The sequence below is a fragment of the Pseudomonas sp. SWRI99 genome (assembly GCF_014270125.1).
In the GTDB taxonomy this organism is placed as follows: Bacteria; Pseudomonadota; Gammaproteobacteria; order Pseudomonadales; family Pseudomonadaceae; genus Aquipseudomonas; species Aquipseudomonas hamedanensis.
This window is the reverse complement of record NZ_JABWQR010000003.1, coordinates 212,181-233,543: the sequence shown is the minus strand read 5'-3', so window position 1 is coordinate 233,543 and position 21,363 is coordinate 212,181. Positions and strand designations below refer to the sequence as shown.

Here is a 21,363-nt window from a genome sequence, read left to right as displayed (position 1 = left end):
TGTTTCTCCGCTCCGCAGATTATGGTGCTGGCAATCTGTACCTCTTTTCTTTGGAGATTGCCTTGAGCGAAGCCCACAGCGCCCTGATCACGCGTTTCTACCAAGCCTTCCAGCGCCTCGACGCCGAAGCCATTGCGGCCTGCTATACGGACGACGTGGTCTTCAGCGATCCGGCGTTCGGCGAACTGCGCGGCCGCGATGCCGGTGACATGTGGCGCATGCTCACCACTCGCGCCAAGGATTTCTCACTGACCTTCGACAACGTCCGCGCCGACGAACGCACGGGCGGCGCGCATTGGGTGGCGACCTACTTGTTCAGCCAGACCGGCAACGTCGTGGTCAACGATATCCAGGCACGCTTCGTGTTTCGCGACGGCAAGATCTGCGAACACCACGATCATTTCGACCTGTGGCGCTGGTCGCGTCAGGCGCTGGGCTTCAAAGGTCTGCTGCTGGGCTGGACGCCGCTGGTGCGCAATGCCGTGCGGGCTCAGGCGCGTAAGGGACTGAAGGCATTTCAGGCTGGTCGCTGATAAGATCGCGGCCTGTCTTCTGCATGTCTTGATTTCGAAGTGACCAGCCTTAGCGAAAAATCTGTCGATATTGCCGAACCGGTGAGCAAATCCTGGTTCGTCTACCTCGTGCGTGCAGCGAATGGCTCGTTGTACTGCGGGATCAGCGACGATCCGGTGCGGCGTTTTGCCAAGCATCAGAGCGGCAAAGGTGCGCGTTTCTTTCTCTCCAGCCCGGCCATGGCCCTCGTCTACACCGAGCGCTGCCTGGACAAAAGCGATGCGCTGCGTCAGGAACGGCTGATCAAAAAGCTACGCAAAAGCGCCAAGGAATGTCTCGTCGCGTCTTATCAATCTGACTGATGGGTTCCCATCAGGCAGATCTGTAGGCCTGTCTGGCAATGCACGCTAAGCTGCGGATTCATTTTTCCAGCGGCGGAGCCGAGCATGTCCGAGTTGATTCTGCACCATTACCCGACCTCTCCATTCGCCGAAAAGGCCCGCCTGCTGCTGGGTTTCAAGGGACTGTCATGGCGCTCGGTGCATATCTCGCCAGTAATGCCGAAACCGGACCTCACCGCTCTGACCGGCGGCTACCGCAAGACCCCGGTGCTGCAGATCGGCGCGGATATTTATTGCGACACGGCACTGATCGCCCGACGCCTGGAACAGGAAAAAGCCCTGCCGGCGTTCTTTCCCGAAGGTCAGGAAATGACCACCGCAAGCTTTGCGATGTGGGCGGACTCGGTGGTGTTTCAACATGCGGTGAGTCTGGTGTTCCAGCCAGAATCGGTGGCGGTGCGCTTCGGCAAGTTGCCGCCGGAAGCGATCAAGGCCTTTCTGGCTGACCGCGCCGGGTTGTTCAGCGGTGGCAGCGCCACGCGACTGTCTGCCGAGCAAGCCAGGCATCAGTGGCCGACGATCATGGCGCGGCTGGAGCAGCAGTTGCAGCGCGAGCAGGGCGACTTCCTCTTTAGCGAACCGTCGATTGCCGACTTCGCCCTGGCGCATCCGCTGTGGTTCCTCAAGGCGACCCACGTGACGGCACCGTTGGTGGATGAATATCCTGCGGTTGCGGCATGGTTGGGTCGGGTGCTGGGGTTCGGCCATGGTGCGGCGAGCGAGATGTCTTCCGAGGAAGCGCTGACGGTGGCGCGTAATGCGACGCCGACGGCATTGCCGGAGGAGCGGTTCGTTGATCCGAATGGTTTTGAGGCAGGGCAGCAAGTGGCGATCGCTGCTATCGATTACGGCGTCGATCCGGTGGTAGGTGAGCTTTTGTTTGCCGGGCGCGAGGAGTTGATTGTTCGCCGTGAAGACGAGCGGGGTGGCGTGGTGCATGTGCACTTCCCGCGCTTTGGTTTCCGTATCGAAGCCAAGTGATTGACAGCTGTTGTGGCGAGGGAGCTTGCTCCCGCTGGGCGGCGAAGCGGCCCTCGCTTTTCAGGCGAGAGCACGTTTGCAGGTTTTACGACTGCTGCGCAGCCGAGCGGGAGCAAGCTCCCTCGCCACAGGCTATGCGTTATTTCAGGGCCGCGAGGATTTCTTCCGGGTCAAACCCGCGAATCAACGTGCCGTTTACATCAATCAGCGGAATCCCGCGCCCGCCCAATGCCTCGTACGCCTTGCGCGCCTCGGCATCTTTCTCGATATCGAACTCCTTGAACGGTATGCCCTTGCTGTCGAGAAAGCGTTTGGTCTGCTTGCAGTAGCCACACCAGTCGGTGGCGTAGAGCACGACACTGGCCTGCGCCCGCGTTTGTTCCGAGACCATTTGCGAGGGATTGAACACCCGCTCGATTTTGCCCCAGTTCTGGTAAACCACGACCACCAGCAGAATCAGGGCAACCTTCTTCAGCACCTTGCCGAGCATCAGTTGCGCCGCTTCAACTGATCGGTCAGCGATGTCGGCAGGCCCTTGATGATCAGCGTGCCGTTTTCTTCGTCGTACTCGATCTTCGAACCCAGCAGGTGCGCTTCAAAGCTGATCGACAGGCCCTCGGCGCGGCCGGTGAAGCGGCGGAATTGATTGAGGGTGCGTTTGTCTGCCGGAATCTCTGGCGACAAGCCGTAATCCTTGTTGCGGATGTGATCGTAGAACGCCTTCGGCCGCTCTTCGTCAATCAGCTCCGACAGTTCTTCAAGGCCCATCGGTTCGCCGAGCTTGGCCTGGCTGCTGGCGTAATCGACCAGGGTCTTGGTTTTCTCGCGGGCAGATTCTTCCGGCAGGTCTTCGCTTTCGACAAAGTCGCTGAAGGCCTTGAGCAAGGTGCGGGTCTCGCCGGGGCCGTCAACGCCTTCCTGGCAGCCGATGAAGTCGCGGAAGTATTCCGAGACCTTTTTACCGTTCTTGCCTTTGATGAACGAAATGTACTGCTTGGACTGCTTGTTGTTCTGCCACTCGGAAACGTTGATCCGCGCCGCCAGATGCAATTGGCCAAGGTCGAGATGGCGCGATGGCGTCACGTCCAGCTCCTCAGTCACCGCCACGCCTTCGCTATGGTGCAGCAGCGCGATCGCCAGGTAATCGGTCATGCCTTGCTGGTAGTGGGCGAACAGCACGTGGCCGCCGACCGACAGGTTCGATTCTTCCATCAGCTTTTGCAGATGCTCGACCGCGACTTTGCTGAAGGCGGTGAAGTCGCGACCGCCTTCCATGTATTCCTTCAGCCAGCCGCTGAACGGGAACGCGCCGGATTCCGGATGAAACAGGCCCCAGGCTTTGCCCTGTTTGGCGTTATAGCTCTCGTTGAGGTCGGCGAGCATGTTTTCGATGGCTGCGGACTCGGCCAGCTCAGTGTCACGTGCGTGCAGAACTGCGGGCGTGCCGTCGGGTTTTTTGTCGATCAGGTGGACGATGCAATGACGGATCGGCATGGGCTTCTCGGCTGTTGGAAGGGAGGAGGGCGGGCTCCCCCGAAAAAGCGCTCAGTGTACCGCAACCACTGGTTTTGGCGTGGGTTGCAGGGCGAAACCGGGGCGCGGGCCCGGCCTTATGCAGTTTTTTACCGATTTAGCGCAATAAAGCTGACCAAATGGGTAGCTAGAGGCGGATATTTAACAGGCGTTGTGCTAGTTTTGCCCGGTCTTACGCGAAGTCACTGCGTTAAGCGTGCATTCAGCATTTGTCAGGTCGAACCAAACCCTGATTTCGGCATCTATAACCCGACTCGTCGTGGTTATCGCCGAGGGTGCCAGATCCAGAAGATCGGGCTCGATGGCTGACACTGCACTCTGCAATCCATATGAATTTGATAGGGAAGGAACACTACATGGCTCTTACTAAAGACCAACTGATCGCCGACATCGCTGAAGCTATCGACGCGCCGAAAACCACCGCGCGTAACGCTCTGGACCAACTGGGCCAAATCGTTGCCGATCAGCTGGAAAATGGCGGCGAAATCACCTTGCCAGGTATCGGCAAGCTGAAAGTGACCGAGCGTCCTGCCCGCACCGGCCGTAACCCTTCGACTGGCGCTGCCATCGAAATCCCTGCCAAGAAAGTGATCAAGCTGGTTGTGGCCAAAGGCCTGACCGACGCTGTGAACAAGTAAGACGCAGCGATAAAAAAAACCGTGCTTCGGAGTGATCCGGGGCACGGTTTTTTTGTGTCTGTGATTTGGCGACTGACTCGCTGGGCCAAAGTGGGAGCGGGCTTGCTCGCGAAAGCGGAGTGTCAGTCGACATGTTTATTGACTGACACACCGTATTCGCGAGCAAGCCCGCTCCCACTTTGAGTCTCGCATTCCTTCAGAAATAGCTTTGTTTAGCGCACCCAGCGCTCACGCCGCCAGATCTGCTGCTCGGATTTGGTCTGGAACGTCCAGGCCACGAAGCGGCTTTGCTTCTGGCCCTGAGACATCTCCACGACCTGGCTTTCCAGCACCCCAGCCTTCTTCAGCGCGGTTTCGATAGCCGGCAGGTTTGAAGCCTTCGACACCAGCGTGCTGAACCACAACACCTTGTGCTGAAAGTTGGCGCTCTCGGCGATCAGTTGCGTCACGAAGCGCGCTTCGCCACCTTCACACCACAGCTCCGCTGACTGTCCGCCGAAGTTCAGCACCGGCAGTTTGCGTTTCGGGTCGGCCTTGCCCAATGCGCGCCATTTGCGCTCGCTGCCCTTGGTCGCTTCGTCCATTGAGGCGTGAAACGGCGGGTTGCACATGGTCAGGTCAAAGCGCTCGCCCGGCTCCAAAAGGCCGATCAGGATGTGCTTGCGATTCTCCTGCTGACGCAGCTGGATGACCTTGCTCAAATCGTTGGACTGGACAATGGCTCTGGCGGCCGCCACAGCCGTCGGATCGATTTCCGAGCCGAGGAAGTGCCAGCGGTATTCGCTGTTGCCGATCAGCGGATATACGCAGTTGGCGCCCATGCCGATGTCCAGCACGTTGACGATCGCCCCGCGCGGGACCTTGCCGTCGTTCATGCTCGCCAGCAGGTCCGCAAGAAAGTGCACGTAATCGGCACGGCCCGGAACCGGGGGGCAGAGGTAATCTGCCGGGATGTCCCAATGCTGGATGCCATAGAACGCCTTCAGTAGCGCCCGGTTGAACACGCGCACCGCGTCGGGGCTGGCGAAGTCGATGCTTTCCTTGCCGTACGGGTTAGTGATCACGTACTTCGCCAGTTCTGGCGTGGTCTTGATCAGCGCCGGGAAGTCGTAACGACCCTGATGGCGATTGCGCGGGTGCAGGCTGGCCTTCTCGCGCGGCTCGACGGCTTTGCTCGGGGTCGCGGCGTCAGGCTTCTTGCGCGCAGGTTTTGGGGTGCGGGGGGCGTTCATGGGCGTGGTCGATTCGGGTATGGCTGAAAGTGGCGGGTATTGTCCCACATCTAAAGGCAACACCGTTCAAACTGTAGGAGTGAGCCTGCTCGCGATAGCGGTGTGTCAGGCGAAGATATGGCAATGGATAGACCGCGATCGCGAGCAGGCTCACTCCTACAAGGGATTTGAGGTGTTGCAGAAATAAAAAAAGGGAGGCCACTTGGGCCTCCCTTTTTTCATTGCGATCCGCCGTTACAGACTGGCAATCCGCGCATGCTGCTCGGCCAGCTTGCCCAGGGCCTGTTCAGCCTCGGCCAGTTTGGCGCGTTCCTTGTCGATGACTTCGGCCGGAGCCTTGTCGACGAATCCGGCGTTGGACAGCTTGCCGCCCACGCGCTGAACTTCGCCCTGCAAACGCAGGATTTCCTTGTCCAGACGCGCAAGTTCTGCGCCCTTGTCGATCAGACCGGCCATCGGCACCAGCACTTCCATCTCGCCGACCAGGGCGGTGGCCGACAGCGGTGCTTCTTCGCCTGCCGCCAGCACGGTGATCGATTCCAGACGCGCCAGCTTTTTCAGCAGCGCTTCGTTCTCGCTCAGGCGGCGCTGGTCTTCGGCGCTGACATTCTTCAGGTAGATCGGCAGTGGTTTGCCCGGGCCGATGTTCATTTCGCCACGGATGTTGCGCGTGCCGAGCATCAGTTCCTTGAGCCATTCGATGTCGTTTTCCGCCGCCGGATCGATGCGCTCTTCATTGGCCACTGGCCAAGGCTGCAGCATGATCGTCTTGCCCTGAATTCCGGCCAGCGGCGCAATGCGCTGCCAGATTTCTTCAGTGATGAATGGCATGAACGGGTGCGCCAGACGCAGCGCCACTTCCAGTACGCGCACCAGCGTACGGCGAGTGCCACGCTGACGCTCAACCGGTGCGTTCTCGTCCCACAACACAGGCTTGGACAGTTCGAGGTACCAGTCGCAGTACTGGTTCCAGATGAACTCGTACAGCGCTTGTGCGGCGAGGTCGAAACGGAACTGGTCGAGTTGACGGGTCACTTCGGCTTCGGTGCGCTGCAGTTGCGAGATAATCCAGCGATCGGCCAGCGACAGCTCGTAGGCTTCGCCGTTCTGGCCGCAGTCTTCGCCCTTGTCCAGAACGTAACGCGCGGCGTTCCAGATCTTGTTGCAGAAGTTGCGATAACCTTCGACGCGGCCCATGTCGAACTTGATGTCACGTCCGGTCGAGGCCAGCGAGCAGAAGGTGAAGCGCAGGGCGTCGGTACCGTAGCTGGCGATGCCGTCGGCGAACTCGTCGCGGGTCTGCTTCTCGATCTTTTTCGCCAGTTTTGGCTGCATCATGCCGGAAGTGCGTTTCTGTACCAGCGCTTCCAGTTCGATGCCGTCGATGATGTCCAGCGGGTCAAGGACGTTGCCCTTGGACTTGGACATCTTCTGGCCTTGGCCATCACGCACCAGACCGTGCACATAAACCGTTTTGAACGGTACCTGCGGCGTGCCGTCTTCGTTCTTCACCAGGTGCATGGTCAGCATGATCATCCGGGCAACCCAGAAGAAAATGATGTCGAAACCGGTGACCAGCACGTCGGTGGAGTGGAATTTCTTCAGGAATTCGGTCTGCTCGGGCCAGCCCAGGGTGGAGAATGTCCACAGGCCGGAACTGAACCAGGTGTCGAGGACGTCGTTGTCCTGTTGCAGCGCCACGTCCGGGCCGAGGTTGTGCTTTGCACGCACTTCGGCTTCGTCACGACCGACATAGACCTTGCCCGACTCGTCGTACCAGGCCGGAATCCGGTGGCCCCACCACAGCTGACGGCTGATGCACCAGTCCTGAATGTCGCGCATCCACGAGAAGTACATGTTTTCGTATTGCTTGGGCACGAACTGGATACGGCCGTCTTCAACGGCAGCAATCGCAGGCTCGGCCAACGGCTTGGTCGACACGTACCACTGGTCGGTCAGCCACGGCTCGATCACGGTGCCGGAGCGATCGCCTTTCGGCACTTTCAGGTTGTGATCGTCGACGCTGACCAGCAGGCCGGCGGCGTCGAACGCAGCGACGATCCGTTTACGCGCTTCGAAACGCTCAAGACCGGCGTATTCGGCCGGGATCTTGCCGTCGATGCTGTCGTTCAGCGTACCGTCGAGGTTGAACACTTGTGCAGCAGGCAGCACGTTGGCGTTCTTGTCGAAGATGTTCAGCAGCGGCAGATTGTGACGCTTGCCGACTTCGTAGTCGTTGAAGTCGTGGGCCGGGGTGATTTTCACGCAACCGGTGCCGAATTCAGGATCGCAGTAATCGTCGGCGATGATCGGAATGCGGCGGCCAACCAGCGGCAGCTCGACGAATTTGCCGATCAGGGCTTTGTAGCGCTCGTCGTTCGGGTTAACCGCGACGGCGGAATCGCCGAGCATGGTTTCCGGACGGGTGGTCGCGACGATCAGGAAGTCATTGCCTTCAGCGGTTTTTGCGCCGTCGGCCAGCGGGTACTTGAGGTTCCACAGGAAACCTTTCTCGTCGTGGTTTTCCACTTCGAGGTCGGAAATCGCCGTGTGCAGCTTGGTGTCCCAGTTGACCAGGCGCTTGCCGCGATAAATCAGGCCGTCTTCGTGCAGACGCACGAATGCTTCCTTGACCGCTTCCGAGAGGCCGTCGTCCATGGTGAAGCGCTCGCGGCTCCAGTCCACGGACGAGCCGAGACGGCGAATCTGACGGCTGATGTTGCCGCCGGACTGATCCTTCCACTCCCAGACTTTCTCAAGAAATTTCTCGCGACCGAGGTCGTGACGATTCTGGCCTTGGGCTTCGAGTTGACGCTCCACCAGCATCTGCGTGGCGATACCGGCGTGGTCGGTGCCCGGCTGCCACAGGGTGTTGCGCCCCTGCATGCGGCGGAAACGGATCAGGGCGTCCATGATCGCGTTGTTGAAACCGTGGCCCATGTGCAGGCTGCCGGTGACGTTCGGCGGCGGGATCATGATCGTGTAGGAATCGCCCGCGCCTTGCGGTGCGAAGTAGTTCTCGGACTCCCAGGTCTTGTACCAGGAAGTTTCAATGGCGTGCGGCTGGTAGGTCTTATCCATGCGCGGCGGGACCCTATTGGCATTTATTCAGGAAAAGCCGGGAAGTATAGCGGGGCATGGGGCCGAGGGCGAGCGGGGGAGGCTGGGCGCAGATCCAAAAGCTCCCTCGCCACGGATCCCGGGACTATTCGTACTGGCTCAGTAGCCGTTCCATCCGCGCTTCGAGGCGGCGTTTGATTTCGGTTTCGATGTGCGGGGCGAAGTCGTCGATCACGTCTTGCATGATCAGTTGCGCGGCGGCGCGCAGTTCGCTGTCCAGATGGAGAAGGGCGTCCGGGCCTTTGTCGGCGGGCGCGGCTGTCGGTGCGGGCGCCTGTGCGGGTTCGACGGCGGGAGGCTCGGCCCCGACCGGGTCGAACAGCATTGGAATCTGTTCCTGTTCGCTGTCATCGACCGTATCGGTCAACAGCGGCGGTTGCAGGTTGTCATCGCCGAGCAACTGACGGATCGATTCGAGATCGTCCAGCAGATGTGCGGACTTTTGCTGCGGTTTCGGAGTGTCCATTGGAATGCTCAGAGTCGCTGTAAACGGTGGTCTTGCAGAGGATAGCCCTGTTCGCGGTAGAAACGGAAACTCTCCCGCGCGGCAGCCCGAATGGTCGGATCTTCAACGACAACTTCCGCCACGCGGGCGAATCTGTTGGCGAAAGCCGGGACTTTCAGGTCGAGATTGACCAGTAGATCCTGATGCTGACCGCAGTCATCGCCCAGTCCCAGGACAATCAAGCCGTCCGGTTCGCTCTCGGCCGGGCCGTGGGGCACGAAGCTTTCGCCCTTGAACGTCCACAGCCGCGCATCAAGCGCCTCACGCTGGGTGGCATCGCTGCAATGCAGGTAGATGCGATGGCCCATGCGCCAGGCTTTCTCGGTGAGCTTGCAGGCGAAGTCCAGGCGAGCCGAAGGGTCGGCGCTGGGCAGAATGTAGAAGTCGACTTTGGTCATTGCGGTTCCAGGGCAGCGAGCGGCGTCATCTGAAGTGACGCCGCCCGTCAGCGGGTTCAGGCTTTGGCGCGATCCAGCAGATACTGGGTCAGCAGGGGCACCGGACGGCCTGTGGCGCCCTTGTCCTTGCCGCCGCTGGTCCAGGCGGTGCCGGCGATGTCCAGGTGCGCCCAGTTGAGGTTCTTGGTGAAGCGCGACAGGAAGCATGCCGCAGTGATGGTGCCGGCCTTCGGCCCGCCAATGTTGGCGATGTCGGCGAACGGGCTGTCCAACTGTTCTTGATATTCGTCGAACAGCGGCAGTTGCCAGGCGCGGTCGTCAGCTGCCTTGCCGGCACTGAGCAGTTGCTCGATCAGTTCGTCGTTGTTGCCCAGCAGGCCCGAAGTGTGCGCGCCCAAGGCAACCACGCATGCGCCGGTCAGGGTGGCGATATCGATGACGGCCTGCGGCTTGAAACGCTCGGAATAAGTCAGTGCATCGCACAGCACCAGACGGCCTTCGGCGTCGGTGTTGAGAATTTCAACGGTCTGGCCGCTCATGGTGGTGACGATGTCACCCGGGCGCGAAGCGTTGCCGCTCGGCATGTTTTCGGCGCAGGCGAGGATGCACACCAGGTTGATCGGCAGCTTCAGTTCCAGCACCGCACGCAGGGTGCCGAACACGCTGGCAGCGCCGCCCATGTCGTACTTCATTTCGTCCATGCCGGCGCCCGGCTTCAGGCTGATGCCGCCGGTGTCAAAAGTGATGCCCTTGCCGACCAGTGCGTAAGGCTTCTCGGATTTCTTGCCGCCGTTATATTGCATGACGATCAGGCGCGGCGGCTGGGCGCTGCCCTGGCCGACGGCGTAGAACGAGCCCATGCCCAGCGCTTTGATCTTCTTCTCGTCGAGGACTTCGACTTTCAGGTCCTTGAACTCTTTACCGAGGTTTTTCGCCTGCTCGCCGAGGAACGTCGGGTGGCAGATGTTCGGCGGCAGGTTGCCCAGGTCGCGTGTGAAGGCCATGCCGTTGGCGATCGCGGTGGCATGGTTCACGGCCCGCTGCACTTCGGCTTGTGCAGCCTTGATGGTCAGCAGGGTGATTTTCTTCAGCGCGCGCGGTTCGGCCTTCTGGCTTTTGAACTGATCGAAGGTGTATTGGCCATCCAGCAGGGTTTCGGCCAGCAGACGGGTTTTGCCGTAGCTGTCGCGACCTTTGACGATGACTTCGTCCAGCGCGAGCACGGCGTCGCTGCCGCCCAGGCCTTTGAGGGTGCCGAGGGTGCCGGCAACGATTTTGCGGAACGGACGGTCGCCCAGTTCTTCGTCCTTGCCCACGCCGACCAGCAACACGCGCTCGGCTTTGAAGTTTGGCAGGCTGTGCAGCAACAGGCTCTGACCGACCTTGCCGGCCAGGTCGCCACGCTTGAGTACGGCGCTGATCGCACCGCCGCTCAGTTCGTCGACCAGTCTGGCGGCGACGCCGAGTTTACGGCCTTCGCCGACGGCGACCACCAGGGTGGCGGTTTTCAACGTTTCCGGGCTAACGCTTTTTACAACCAGTTCCATGTGCGGATCCCTGAATGAATGGTCAACACGCAGGCGCTCGACGGTGGCCGCAGTCGCCTGCTTGTAAAGAGAAGAGGCGCAGGCCAAAGCCTGCGACAAGGGCCGCAGTTTGAACCCCGCTCCCCGCGCCTGACAACCCTCGGTTGTACGATCTGCAACGGATTACAGATATGGATGAGTGCGCGCAGTGACAGGCGCACCCAATCACAGGATAATGCCGCATCTTTTTCGACGGCTCTGCGTTGCGGGCCGGTCGATGTGTTTGCTTGTTTGGCCGCCTTAGCCTGACAACCCTGGAGTGTCTGGTTTGATCGTCTTCCGCTATTTGTCCCGCGAAGTCTTGTTGACCCTCAGCGCCGTGAGTGCCGTGCTGCTGGTTATCATCATGAGCGGTCGTTTCATCAAATACCTGGCCCAGGCCGCTGCCGGCCAGCTGGATCCGGGCTCGCTGTTCCTGATCATGGGCTATCGCCTGCCGGGTTTTCTGCAGCTGATCCTGCCACTGGGGCTGTTCCTCGGCATCCTGCTGGCCTACGGTCGCCTGTACCTGGAAAGCGAGATGACCGTGCTGTCGGCCACGGGCATGAGCCAGCAGAAGCTGTTTCGCATCACCCTGTTTCCGGCGACCCTGGTTGCGCTGGTGGTGGCATGGCTGAGCCTGGGGCTTGCACCGCAAGGGGCCAATCAGTTCCAGCTGTTGCTCAACAAGCAGGATGCCCTGACCGAGTTCGATACGCTTGAGCCGGGCCGCTTTCAGGCGCTGCGTGACGGTACGCGTGTGACCTATACCGAATCCCTGAGCGACGATCGCGTCAATCTGGGCAACGTGTTCATCTCGCAGAAAAACCTCGGCGCCGATCAGAAGGACCGTGGGATTTCCGTGCTGGTGGCCGAATCGGGCCGTCAGGAAATCCGCCCCGACGGCAATCGCTACCTGATTCTCGATAACGGCTACCGCTATGACGGCAGCCCGGGGCAGGCCGATTACCGCGCCATCCATTACGAAACCTACGGCGTACTGCTGCCCAAGCCGGACGTCAGCGAAGAGGTGACTGACCGCGACGCGATGCCGACCTCGAGTTTGCTGGGCAGTGATGACATTCGTTCCAGAACCGAACTGCAATGGCGCCTGTCCCTGCCGCTGCTGGTGTTTATCGTGACCCTGATGGCCGTGCCGCTGGCACGGGTGAATCCGCGCCAGGGGCGTTTCCTCAAGCTGCTGCCGGCGATTCTTCTTTATATGGCTTATCTGACGATCCTGATTGCCGCGCGCGGCGCCCTCGAAAAAGGCAAGATCCCGCCGGCCCTGGGGCTGTGGTGGGTGCACGGGATTTTCCTGTTGATCGGTCTGGGCTTGCTCTATTGGGAGCCGCTGCGCCTGAAAATGGCCAGTCGCCGTGCCGCTGCGCTGGAGGTGGCCCGTGGTTAAACTCGACCGTTACATCGGCAGCAGCGTGTTCATGGCGATCATCGCCGTGCTGGCGATCATCCTCGGCCTGGCGACCCTGTTCGCTTTCATTGATGAAATGGGTGACGTCAGCGATACCTACACCTTGGTCGATGTGCTTGGCTTTGTTCTGCTGACCGCGCCACGCCGTCTCTACGAGATGTTGCCGATGGCGGCGCTGATCGGCTGCCTGATCGGCCTCGGCAGCTTGGCCAGTAGCAGCGAACTGACCGTCATGCGCGCCGCGGGCGTGTCCATCGGCCGGATCGTCTGGGCTGTCATGAAGCCCATGCTGGTGCTGATGCTCGCCGGCGTCCTGATTGGCGAGTACGTCGCCCCGGCCACCGAGAGCATGGCCCAGGCCAATCGCTCGCTGGCACAGGGCAGCGGCGACGCGCAGAGTGCCAAACACGGTATGTGGCACCGCCAGGGTGAGGAATTCATCCACATCAACGCGGTGCAGCCGAACGGCCTGCTGTATGGCGTGACGCGCTATCACTTCGACAAGGAGCGGCATCTGCTCAGTTCCAGCTTTGCCAAGAAGGCGGAGTTCGACGGCGATCATTGGCAGCTCAGCGAAGTTTCGACCACGTTGTTCAAAGATCGCAGTACCGAAGTGGTAAACACGCCGACCGAGCGCTGGGACGTAGCGTTGAGTCCGCAATTGCTCAGCACCGTGGTGATGGCGCCGGAATCGCTGTCGATCAGCGGACTGTGGGGCTACATCCACTATCTGGCCGAACAGGGCCTGAGCAACGGGCGTTACTGGCTGGCTTTTTGGGTCAAGGTGTTGCAGCCGCTGGTGACTGCCGCGCTGGTGCTGATGGCGATCTCCTTCATCTTCGGCCCGCTGCGTTCGGTGACCCTCGGTCAGCGTGTCTTTACCGGCGTGCTGGTGGGCTTTACCTTCCGCATCGTCCAGGATCTGCTCGGGCCATCGAGTCTGGTGTTCGGTTTCTCGCCGCTGTTCGCGGTGCTGGTACCGGCCGGGGTCTGTGCGCTGGCAGGTGCCTGGCTGCTTCGCAGAGCCGGCTGATGGGCGCATTTTCGCCTGTGCTGTAACTTTGAGAACGCCTCGATCGACCGATCGGGGCGTTTTTGCATGTCATCCGGGTGACAGGCGAACGTGACGCTTGCGCCGTGTATCAGGTACAATTCCCGGCTATTTTTCGGCGGGCCAAGCCTGCAGCCTTTTTGAGTGTTGATCCGTGAGTGATTTGAGTCATATCCGCAATTTCTCCATCATCGCCCACATTGACCATGGCAAGTCGACGCTGGCTGACCGTTTCATCCAGATGTGCGGCGGCCTGGCCGAGCGTGAAATGGAAGCCCAGGTACTGGATTCCATGGATCTTGAGCGTGAACGCGGGATCACCATCAAGGCCCACAGCGTTACCCTCTATTACAAAGCCCGCGACGGCATCACCTACCAGCTGAACTTCATTGACACCCCCGGCCACGTCGACTTCACCTACGAAGTCAGCCGTTCCCTGGCGGCGTGCGAAGGTGCCTTGTTGGTGGTCGATGCGGGACAGGGCGTAGAAGCCCAGTCCGTGGCCAACTGCTACACCGCCATCGAGCAGGGCCTTGAGGTCATGCCGGTGCTGAACAAGATCGACCTGCCGCAGGCCGATCCTGATCGCGTAAAAGACGAAATCGAGAAAATCATCGGCATCGATGCCACCGACGCCGTCACTTGCAGCGCCAAGACCGGCCTGGGCGTCGATGAAGTGCTTGAGCGTCTGGTTCACACCATTCCTGCGCCGACCGGCAACATCGAAGATCCGCTGCAAGCGTTGATCATCGACTCCTGGTTCGACAACTACCTGGGCGTTGTGTCCCTGGTGCGTGTCCGTCACGGCCGGGTGAAGAAGGGCGACAAGATTCTGGTCAAGTCCACCGGCAAGATCCATCTGGTCGACAGCGTCGGTGTGTTCAACCCGAAACACACCGCCACCGTCGATCTCAAGGCCGGCGAAGTGGGCTTCATCATCGCCAGCATCAAGGACATCCACGGTGCGCCGGTCGGTGACACCCTGACCCTCAGCTCCACGCCAGACGTTCCGGTGCTGCCGGGTTTCAAACGCATTCAGCCACAGGTTTACGCCGGCCTGTTCCCGGTCAGCTCCGACGATTTCGAGGATTTCCGCGAAGCGCTGCAGAAGCTGACCCTGAACGACTCGTCGCTGCAGTACACCCCGGAAAGCTCCGACGCACTGGGCTTCGGCTTCCGTTGCGGCTTCCTCGGCATGCTGCACATGGAAATCATCCAGGAGCGCCTCGAGCGCGAGTACGACCTGGACCTGATCACCACCGCGCCGACAGTAATTTTCGAGCTGGTGCTGAAAACCGGTGAAACGATTTACGTCGACAACCCGTCGAAGCTACCGGATGTCTCGGCCATCGAGGACATGCGTGAGCCCATCGTGCGCGCCAATATCCTTGTGCCGCAAGAACACCTGGGCAACGTCATTACCCTGTGCATCGAGAAGCGCGGCGTTCAGGTCGACATGCTGTTCCTCGGCAATCAGGTCCAGGTGACCTATGACCTGCCGATGAACGAAGTGGTTCTGGACTTCTTCGACCGTCTCAAATCCACCAGCCGCGGCTATGCTTCGCTGGACTACCATTTCGATCGTTACCAATCGGCTAATCTGGTGAAACTGGACGTGCTGATCAACGGCGACAAGGTCGATGCCCTGGCGTTGATCGTGCACCGTGACAACTCGCACTTCAAAGGTCGCCAGTTGACCGAGAAGATGAAAGAACTGATTCCTCGTCAGATGTTCGACGTGGCGATTCAGGCCGCCATCGGTGGTCAGATCGTCGCCCGGACAACCGTCAAGGCGCTCAGAAAGAACGTATTGGCCAAATGCTACGGCGGTGACGTCAGTCGTAAGAAGAAACTGCTCGAGAAGCAGAAGGCCGGTAAGAAACGCATGAAACAGGTCGGCAACGTGGAAATTCCACAGGAAGCCTTCCTCGCCGTGCTCAGGTTGGAATAATCAGGTCCTATGTCGCTAAATTTCCCGCTGTTGCTGGTCATCGCCGTGTTCGTCTGCGGCCTGTTGGCGTTGCTCGATCTGCTGTTCCTGGCGCCGCGTCGGCGTGCTGCCATTGCCTCCTATCAAGGCAGTGTCAGCCAGCCGGAAGCCGTGGTCGTCGAGAAACTGAACAAAGAGCCGCTGCTGGTTGAATACGGCAAGTCGTTCTTTCCGGTGTTGTTCATCGTACTGGTCCTGCGTTCGTTCCTGGTGGAACCGTTCCAGATTCCGTCCGGCTCGATGAAGCCGACCCTGGACGTTGGCGACTTCATTCTGGTGAACAAGTTTTCCTACGGGATTCGCCTGCCGGTGATCGACAAGAAGATCATCGATGTCGGTGATCCGCAGCGCGGCGATGTCATGGTGTTCCGCTACCCGAGCGACCCGAACGTCAACTACATCAAGCGTGTGGTCGGCCTGCCGGGCGACACCGTGCGTTACACCGCCGACAAGCGTCTGTTCGTCAATGGCGAATCGATTGCCGAGAAAATGGTCGGCGCCGAGCCGGGCACCTTGGGCAGTGCAGAACTGTACAAGGAAAAACTCGGCGCAGCCGAGCACCTGATCCGCAAGGAAATGAGCCGCTACCGCGCCACGCCGGATCGCTCGTGGACAGTGCCTGCCGGGTACTACTTCATGATGGGCGACAACCGCGACAATTCGAATGACAGTCGCTACTGGGATGATCCGAACATTCCCAAGGATCTGCTGGGCATGGTTCCCGACCGCAATATCGTCGGCAAGGCCTTCGCGGTCTGGATGAGCTGGCCGGAGCCGAAACTCAGCCACCTGCCGAATTTCTCGCGGGTCGGCCTGATCAAGTAATTACACACGGCGCTGTTGACCACAGCGCCGAATGCATTTCTGGAGCCGGCACAAGCGGCTTCGCAATCGCCAGGATCTCATTTTTGAACACAGCGTTAATTGTCCCAGGCCTGCGCCGTATCCCGGCGATGGCAGTGGAATCCAGCCACGAACTCAGCGTGGGTAAACCGTGAGCGTTTCTCTAAGCCGTCTCGAGCGCCAGCTCGGTTACACCTTCAAGGATCAGGAGCTGATGCTGCTGGCCCTCACGCATCGCAGTTTTGCCGGGCGCAACAACGAGCGCCTGGAATTCCTCGGTGATGCCATCCTCAACTTCGTCGCTGGCGAGGCGCTGTTCGATCGCTTCCCGCTGGCCCGCGAAGGCCAATTGTCGCGTTTGCGCGCACGCCTGGTGAAAGGTGAGACGCTGGCCGTGCTGGCTCGCGGTTTTGACCTCGGCGATTACTTGCGCCTCGGTTCTGGCGAACTGAAGAGCGGCGGTTTTCGTCGCGAATCGATTCTGGCCGATGCCCTTGAAGCCTTGATCGGTGCAATCTACCTCGACGCCGGCATGGACGTCGCTCGCGAGCGCGTACTGGCCTGGCTGGCTGGCGAGTTCGAAGGCCTGACGCTGGTCGACACCAACAAGGATCCGAAGACCCGCTTGCAGGAACACCTGCAATCGCGCGGCTGCGAGCTGCCGCGCTACGAAGTGGTGGATATCCAGGGCGAGCCGCACTGCCGAACCTTCTTCGTCGAGTGCGAAGTGGTCCTATTGAACGAAAAAAGCCGAGGTCAGGGTGTGAGCCGTCGTATTGCCGAACAGGTAGCGGCCGCCGCAGCACTGATTGCCCTGGGCGTGGAGAATGGCAATGACTGATACAAATGCAACTCGCTGTGGCTACGTTGCCATCGTCGGCCGTCCCAACGTCGGCAAGTCGACGCTGCTGAACCATATTCTCGGTCAGAAGCTGGCAATCACCTCGCGCAAGCCGCAGACCACCCGCCACAACATGCTGGGGATCAAGACCGAGGGCGACGTGCAGGCGATCTACGTCGACACTCCCGGCATGCACAAGGGTGGCGAAAAGGCCCTCAACCGTTACATGAACAAAACCGCTTCGGCGGCGTTGAAAGACGTCGATGTGGTGATTTTTGTCGTTGACCGCACCAAGTGGACCGACGAAGACCAGATGGTCCTCGAGCGTGTGCAGTACGTCACCGGCCCGCTGATCGTCGCGCTGAACAAGACCGACCGCATCGAAGACAAAGCCGAGCTGATGCCGCACCTGAGCTGGTTGCAGGAACAACTGCCAAACGCGCAGATCATTCCGATTTCCGCGCAGCACGGGCACAACCTCGAGGCGCTGGAAAAGGTCATCGCCGACCATCTGCCGGAGAACGATCATTTCTTCCCGGAAGACCAGATCACTGACCGCAGCAGCCGTTTCCTCGCCGCCGAACTGGTCCGCGAAAAAATCATGCGCCAGATGGGCGCCGAGCTGCCGTACCAGATCACCGTCGAGATCGAAGAATTCAAGCAGCAGGGCAAGACCTTGCACATCCATGCCTTGATTCTCGTCGAGCGTGACGGCCAGAAAAAAATCATCATTGGCGACAAGGGCGAGCGCATCAAGCGCATCGGCACCGAAGCGCGCAAGGACATGGAGCTGCTGTTCGATTCCAAGATCATGCTCAACCTGTGGGTCAAAGTGAAGGGCGGCTGGTCCGATGACGAGCGCGCGCTGCGTTCGCTGGGTTACGGCGACCTGTAATCTGATCACTCTGCGAGCGGGCTTCTGTGGCGAGGGAGCTTGCTCCCGCTCGGCTGCGAAGCAGTCGTGAACCAGTCGTAAAGTCAGGCAGCATGATGCGCCAAACAAACCTGGACGCCGATCCGGGGCTGCTTCGCAACCCAGCGGGAGCAAGCTCCCTCGCCACAATTGATGATCTTCAGAGATCTTTCGCCTCATGTCGCAAAACCCGCCTCCCGCCCAACCCGCCTACGTCCTGCACTCGCGTGCTTATCGCGAGACCAGCGCGCTGGTCGACTTCCTCACGCCGCAAGGTCGGTTGCGGGCGGTGTTGCGCAGTGCGCGAGGCAAGGCCGGGACGCTGGCGCGGCCATTCGTGGCGCTGGAAGTGGAGTTTCGTGGCAAGGGCGAGCTGAAAAATGTCGGGCGCATGGAAAGCTCCGGCGCCTCGGCGTGGCTCAACGGCGAGGCGCTGTTCAGTGGGTTGTATCTGAACGAGCTGTTGATCCGTTTACTGCCCGCCGAAGATCCACATCCTGCCGTGTTCGATCACTACGCCGCGACGCTGCTGGCCTTGGCTGAAGGTCGCCCCTTGGAGCCGTTATTGCGGTCCTTCGAATGGCGTTTGCTGGACGATCTCGGCTACGGCTTTTCTCTCAACACAGATTTGCACGGCGACCCGATCGCGCCGGACGGTCTCTATCGTCTGCAAGTGGATGCCGGGCTTGAGCAGGTCCATCTGCTGCAGCCGGGCCTGTTCAACGGCACCGAGCTGCTGGCCATGGCCGACGCCGATTGGTCCGCCCCCGGTGCGCTGTCGGCGGCCAAGCGCCTGATGCGTCAGGCGCTGGCCGTTCACCTCGGCGGTCGGCCCCTTGTAAGCCGCGAGCTGTTTCGCAAGCCCTGATATGCTGTGCGCCGAATCTCTCATTTCAGGAGCGCACCCGTGACCACCAGCAATCGCATTCTTCTTGGCGTGAACATCGACCACGTCGCCACCCTGCGTCAGGCCCGTGGCACGCGCTACCCGGACCCGGTCAAGGCGGCGCTGGACGCGGAAGAGGCGGGGGCCGATGGCATTACGGTGCACCTGCGTGAAGATCGCCGACACATCCAGGAACGTGACGTGCTGCTGCTCAAGGATGTGCTTCAAACCCGCATGAACTTCGAAATGGGTGTCACCGAAGAGATGATGGCGTTCGCCGAGCGCATTCGCCCGGCGCACATCTGTCTGGTCCCGGAAACCCGGCAGGAGCTGACCACCGAAGGCGGTCTGGATGTGGCGGGTCAGGAAGAACGCATCAGGGCAGCGGTCGAACGTCTGTCGAAGATTGGCAGCGAAGTGTCGCTGTTCATTGATGCTGATGAACGTCAGATCGCTGCATCGAAGCGCGTCGGTGCGCCGGCCATCGAGCTGCACACCGGGCGCTACGCCGATGCCGAAACTCCGACTGAAGTGGCTGAAGAGCTCAAGCGTGTCGCTGACGGTGTCGCGTTTGGCCTGGCGCAGGGGCTGATCGTCAACGCCGGGCATGGCCTGCATTACCACAACGTCGAGGCGGTGGCGGCGATCAAGGGCATCAACGAGTTGAACATCGGCCATGCGCTGGTGGCGCATGCGCTGTTTGTCGGGTTCAAGTCGGCGGTGTCGGAGATGAAGGCGCTGATCCTGGCCGCAGCCAAGCACTAAGCAACAACACAAACCCCTTGTAGGAGTGAGCCTGCTCGCGATAGCGGTGTGTCAGCCAGCATCAAATTGACTGACACACCGCTATCGCGAGCAGGCTCACTCCTACAATTCGATTTGTGGTGTTGGTTAGAGCGGAGCAGGTTCCTGCGCCGGTTTTGACTTGTCGATCCCCGGCACGTGCAGATTGCCCTCAGCGACCTGATCACCTTCAAGCTGCGGCTGAGTCACCCAGGTCAGGATGTCGTAGTAGCGACGGATGTTCGCCACGAAGTGCACCGGCTCGCCGCCGCGGGCGTAGCCATAGCGGGTCTTGCTGTACCACTGCTTCTGCGACAGGCGCGGCAGGATTTTCTTCACGTCCAGCCACTTGTCCGGGTTCAGACCTTCCTTGGCGGTCAATTTGCGCGCGTCATCCAGGTGACCGCTGCCGACGTTGTACGCGGCCAGGGCAAACCAGGTGCGATCCGGTTCCTTGATCGAGTCGTCGAGCTGATCCTTCATATACGCCAGGTACTTGGCGCCGCCCATGATGCTCTGTTTCGGATCGAGGCGATTGGACACGCCCATGGCCTGCGCGGTGTTCTGGGTCAGCATCATCAGGCCGCGTACGCCGGTTTTTGAGGTCACCGTCGGTTGCCACAGCGATTCCTGATAACCGATGGCGGCGAGCAGGCGCCAGTCGACTTTTTCCTTCTTGGCGTAGTTCTTGAAGTGCTGTTCGTATTTTGGCAAGCGCTGCTGCAAATGCTGGGCGAAAGTGGTGGCGCCCATGTAGCCCAGCACATCAACGTGGCCGTAATAACGGTCTTTCAAGCGTTGCAGGGTGCCGTTCTTCTGTACTTTGTCCAGATACGCGTTGATTTCGTTGAGCAGGCTGTTGTCTTCGCCCGGGCCGACCGCCCAGCTCTGGCTGCGCGCATCGCCAAGGTCGAAGGCGACGCGGATGTTGGTGAAGTACACCTGATTCATTGCCACTTCGTTGGAATCGACCAGGGTCAGGTCGATCTGGCCTTCATCGACCATGCGCAACAGGTCGACCACCTCGACGGCGTCAGATTCTTCGTATTCGATGCCGGGAAATTTCTGTTTCAGCTCAGCCAGCTGTTCGGCGTGGGTGCTGCCCTTGAGCACGGTGATCTTCTTGCCGACCAGGTCCGCCGGATCGGTCGGCCGCGACTGGCCGTTGCGATAGATGATCTGCGGGGTGACTTCGAGATAAGAGTGGGAAAACCGCACCTGCTTTTTGCGTTCGTCGCTGCTGACCAGGCCGGCCGCGGCGAGGACCGGGCCATTCGGTTTGCCGACCTGGTTGAACAGGTCGTCGAGGTTGTCGGCGGTCTCGATCTTCAGTTCGACGCCCAAATCGTCGGCGAAGCGCTTCACCAGCTCGTATTCGAAGCCGGTTTCGCCGCTGCGATCCTGAAAGTAGGTGGCGGGGCTGTTTCGGGTAATCACCCGCAGCACACCGTCCTCCTTTACGCGCTCGAGCGTGTTGGGTTTATCAACACAGCCACCGAGCATCAGGAAGAGTCCGGTTGCGATCAGCCATTTGGCGTACCGCGGACGCAAAGCCGTTGGGAAAAACATCTGCGCAGTATACGCAAACGGCCACGGGCGCCATATCTCGACAGCACTGTATGAGTCTGCTAAGGGTCACAAAATCGACCGAAACCCCATGAAAACGGGCCTTGAGGGCATTTTGTTACAGTAAAAATAAGCAGCGCTCAAATGGACGATTTACCTGACTTTGGGGGCA

General features: G+C 60.1%; 21 protein-coding genes. 13 read left to right on the top strand and 8 right to left on the bottom strand.

What is annotated here, in order from left to right:
* Positions 1-62 precede the first annotated feature (62 nt).
* From HU743_RS04035 to HU743_RS04025, 3 genes are all read left to right on the top strand, one after another.
* Complete coding sequence (locus HU743_RS04035) at positions 63-533, top strand: nuclear transport factor 2 family protein (protein WP_186647046.1); 471 nt, start codon at positions 63-65, stop codon at positions 531-533.
* A gap of 39 nt (positions 534-572) precedes the next feature.
* The gene (locus HU743_RS04030; protein WP_186551291.1) at positions 573-875 is read left to right on the top strand and encodes a GIY-YIG nuclease family protein; all 303 of its coding nucleotides are present in this window, start codon (positions 573-575) and stop codon (positions 873-875) included.
* A gap of 84 nt (positions 876-959) precedes the next feature.
* Positions 960-1,895, top strand: coding sequence for a glutathione S-transferase family protein (locus HU743_RS04025; RefSeq protein ID WP_186647045.1), 936 nt, complete (start codon positions 960-962; stop codon positions 1,893-1,895).
* Positions 1,896-2,034: 139 nt separating this feature from the next.
* Here the strand turns inward: HU743_RS04025 and HU743_RS04020 are convergent, their stop codons facing one another.
* Together HU743_RS04020 and yejK are read right to left on the bottom strand one after the other, a co-directional pair.
* Positions 2,035-2,385, bottom strand: a complete 351-nt coding sequence (locus tag HU743_RS04020) for a glutaredoxin family protein (RefSeq protein ID WP_186647043.1) — start codon at positions 2,383-2,385, stop codon at positions 2,035-2,037.
* A complete protein-coding gene (gene yejK, locus HU743_RS04015; protein WP_186618774.1) occupies positions 2,385-3,389 on the bottom strand; it encodes a nucleoid-associated protein YejK in 1,005 nt (334 codons plus the stop codon). Before yejK ends, HU743_RS04020 begins: the two co-directional genes overlap by 1 nt.
* A 395-nt stretch (positions 3,390-3,784) precedes the next feature.
* Here yejK and HU743_RS04010 point away from each other — a divergent pair, with 395 nt between their 5' ends.
* The gene (locus HU743_RS04010; RefSeq protein ID WP_003221909.1) at positions 3,785-4,066 is read left to right on the top strand and encodes an HU family DNA-binding protein; all 282 of its coding nucleotides are present in this window, start codon (positions 3,785-3,787) and stop codon (positions 4,064-4,066) included.
* 212 nt (positions 4,067-4,278) lie between these two features.
* Here the strand turns inward: HU743_RS04010 and rlmF are convergent, their stop codons facing one another.
* Complete coding sequence (gene rlmF / locus HU743_RS04005) at positions 4,279-5,298, bottom strand: 23S rRNA (adenine(1618)-N(6))-methyltransferase RlmF (RefSeq protein ID WP_186551286.1); 1,020 nt, start codon at positions 5,296-5,298, stop codon at positions 4,279-4,281.
* Here rlmF and HU743_RS04000 point away from each other — a divergent pair.
* Positions 5,297-5,485 (top strand): hypothetical protein, encoded by a 189-nt coding sequence (locus HU743_RS04000; RefSeq protein ID WP_186630872.1) that lies wholly within the window; start codon positions 5,297-5,299, stop codon positions 5,483-5,485. The genes rlmF and HU743_RS04000 overlap by 2 nt on opposite strands.
* Positions 5,486-5,532: 47 nt before the next feature.
* Here the strand turns inward: HU743_RS04000 and HU743_RS03995 are convergent, their stop codons facing one another.
* The 4 genes from HU743_RS03995 to HU743_RS03980 form a co-directional block, all read right to left on the bottom strand.
* Entirely contained in the window at positions 5,533-8,379 is a 2,847-nt protein-coding gene (locus tag HU743_RS03995; protein WP_186647041.1) for a valine--tRNA ligase, read from the bottom strand.
* A 124-nt stretch (positions 8,380-8,503) separates the two neighbouring features.
* Positions 8,504-8,884 carry a DNA polymerase III subunit chi gene (locus HU743_RS03990; RefSeq protein WP_186647039.1) on the bottom strand — a complete coding sequence of 127 codons (381 nt, stop codon included), beginning with the start codon at positions 8,882-8,884 and terminating at the stop codon, positions 8,504-8,506.
* An 8-nt stretch (positions 8,885-8,892) separates the two neighbouring features.
* A complete protein-coding gene (locus tag HU743_RS03985; RefSeq protein ID WP_186551282.1) occupies positions 8,893-9,321 on the bottom strand; it encodes a DNA polymerase III subunit chi in 429 nt (142 codons plus the stop codon).
* Between the two features lie 56 nt (positions 9,322-9,377).
* Positions 9,378-10,868 (bottom strand): leucyl aminopeptidase, encoded by a 1,491-nt coding sequence (locus HU743_RS03980; protein ID WP_186647037.1) that lies wholly within the window; start codon positions 10,866-10,868, stop codon positions 9,378-9,380.
* Between the two features lie 307 nt (positions 10,869-11,175).
* On the opposite strand from HU743_RS03980, the gene lptF reads away from it, so the two are divergent.
* From lptF to pdxJ, 8 genes are all read left to right on the top strand, one after another.
* Complete coding sequence (gene lptF / locus HU743_RS03975) at positions 11,176-12,297, top strand: LPS export ABC transporter permease LptF (protein ID WP_186624014.1); 1,122 nt, start codon at positions 11,176-11,178, stop codon at positions 12,295-12,297.
* Complete coding sequence (lptG, locus tag HU743_RS03970; protein ID WP_186647035.1) at positions 12,290-13,351, top strand: LPS export ABC transporter permease LptG; 1,062 nt, start codon at positions 12,290-12,292, stop codon at positions 13,349-13,351. The genes lptF and lptG overlap by 8 nt, the downstream gene beginning before the upstream one ends.
* A 172-nt stretch (positions 13,352-13,523) precedes the next feature.
* Positions 13,524-15,320, top strand: a complete 1,797-nt coding sequence (lepA, locus tag HU743_RS03965) for a translation elongation factor 4 (protein ID WP_186551278.1) — start codon at positions 13,524-13,526, stop codon at positions 15,318-15,320.
* Between the two features lie 9 nt (positions 15,321-15,329).
* Positions 15,330-16,184 (top strand): signal peptidase I, encoded by an 855-nt coding sequence (gene lepB, locus HU743_RS03960; protein WP_186647033.1) that lies wholly within the window; start codon positions 15,330-15,332, stop codon positions 16,182-16,184.
* Positions 16,185-16,353: 169 nt separating this feature from the next.
* Positions 16,354-17,043, top strand: a complete 690-nt coding sequence (gene rnc, locus HU743_RS03955; RefSeq protein ID WP_024011703.1) for a ribonuclease III — start codon at positions 16,354-16,356, stop codon at positions 17,041-17,043.
* The gene (gene era / locus HU743_RS03950) at positions 17,036-17,938 is read left to right on the top strand and encodes a GTPase Era (RefSeq protein ID WP_016771562.1); all 903 of its coding nucleotides are present in this window, start codon (positions 17,036-17,038) and stop codon (positions 17,936-17,938) included. The genes rnc and era overlap by 8 nt, the downstream gene beginning before the upstream one ends.
* Positions 17,939-18,134: 196 nt before the next feature.
* Positions 18,135-18,824 carry a DNA repair protein RecO gene (recO, locus tag HU743_RS03945; RefSeq protein WP_186647031.1) on the top strand — a complete coding sequence of 230 codons (690 nt, stop codon included), beginning with the start codon at positions 18,135-18,137 and terminating at the stop codon, positions 18,822-18,824.
* Positions 18,825-18,863: 39 nt separating this feature from the next.
* Positions 18,864-19,607, top strand: coding sequence for a pyridoxine 5'-phosphate synthase (pdxJ, locus tag HU743_RS03940; RefSeq protein WP_064382428.1), 744 nt, complete (start codon positions 18,864-18,866; stop codon positions 19,605-19,607).
* Positions 19,608-19,733: 126 nt separating this feature from the next.
* Here pdxJ and mltF read toward each other — a convergent pair whose 3' ends face one another.
* On the bottom strand, positions 19,734-21,194 hold the full coding sequence (gene mltF / locus HU743_RS03935) for a membrane-bound lytic murein transglycosylase MltF (RefSeq protein ID WP_186621292.1): 1,461 nt from the start codon (positions 21,192-21,194) through the stop codon (positions 19,734-19,736).
* Between the last annotated feature and the right edge of the window lie 169 nt (positions 21,195-21,363).

Bases quoted from the DNA above. Each gene is read 5' to 3' on its own strand.
- HU743_RS04000 (WP_186630872.1), top strand. From the start codon at position 5,297: ATGGGCGTGGTCGATTCGGGTATGGCTGAAAGTGGCGGGTATTGTCCC.
- lepB (WP_186647033.1), top strand. From the start codon at position 15,330: ATGTCGCTAAATTTCCCGCTGTTGCTGGTCATCGCCGTGTTCGTCTGC.
- era (WP_016771562.1), top strand. From the start codon at position 17,036: ATGACTGATACAAATGCAACTCGCTGTGGCTACGTTGCCATCGTCGGC.
- HU743_RS04020 (WP_186647043.1), bottom strand. From the start codon at position 2,385: ATGCTCGGCAAGGTGCTGAAGAAGGTTGCCCTGATTCTGCTGGTGGTC.
- yejK (WP_186618774.1), bottom strand. From the start codon at position 3,389: ATGCCGATCCGTCATTGCATCGTCCACCTGATCGACAAAAAACCCGAC.
- HU743_RS03980 (WP_186647037.1), bottom strand. From the start codon at position 10,868: ATGGAACTGGTTGTAAAAAGCGTTAGCCCGGAAACGTTGAAAACCGCC.
- HU743_RS03990 (WP_186647039.1), bottom strand. From the start codon at position 8,884: ATGGACACTCCGAAACCGCAGCAAAAGTCCGCACATCTGCTGGACGAT.
- mltF (WP_186621292.1), bottom strand. From the start codon at position 21,194: ATGTTTTTCCCAACGGCTTTGCGTCCGCGGTACGCCAAATGGCTGATC.
- HU743_RS03985 (WP_186551282.1), bottom strand. From the start codon at position 9,321: ATGACCAAAGTCGACTTCTACATTCTGCCCAGCGCCGACCCTTCGGCT.
- HU743_RS04010 (WP_003221909.1), top strand. From the start codon at position 3,785: ATGGCTCTTACTAAAGACCAACTGATCGCCGACATCGCTGAAGCTATC.
- recO (WP_186647031.1), top strand. From the start codon at position 18,135: ATGTCGCAAAACCCGCCTCCCGCCCAACCCGCCTACGTCCTGCACTCG.
- HU743_RS03995 (WP_186647041.1), bottom strand. From the start codon at position 8,379: ATGGATAAGACCTACCAGCCGCACGCCATTGAAACTTCCTGGTACAAG.
- HU743_RS04025 (WP_186647045.1), top strand. From the start codon at position 960: ATGTCCGAGTTGATTCTGCACCATTACCCGACCTCTCCATTCGCCGAA.
- rlmF (WP_186551286.1), bottom strand. From the start codon at position 5,298: ATGAACGCCCCCCGCACCCCAAAACCTGCGCGCAAGAAGCCTGACGCC.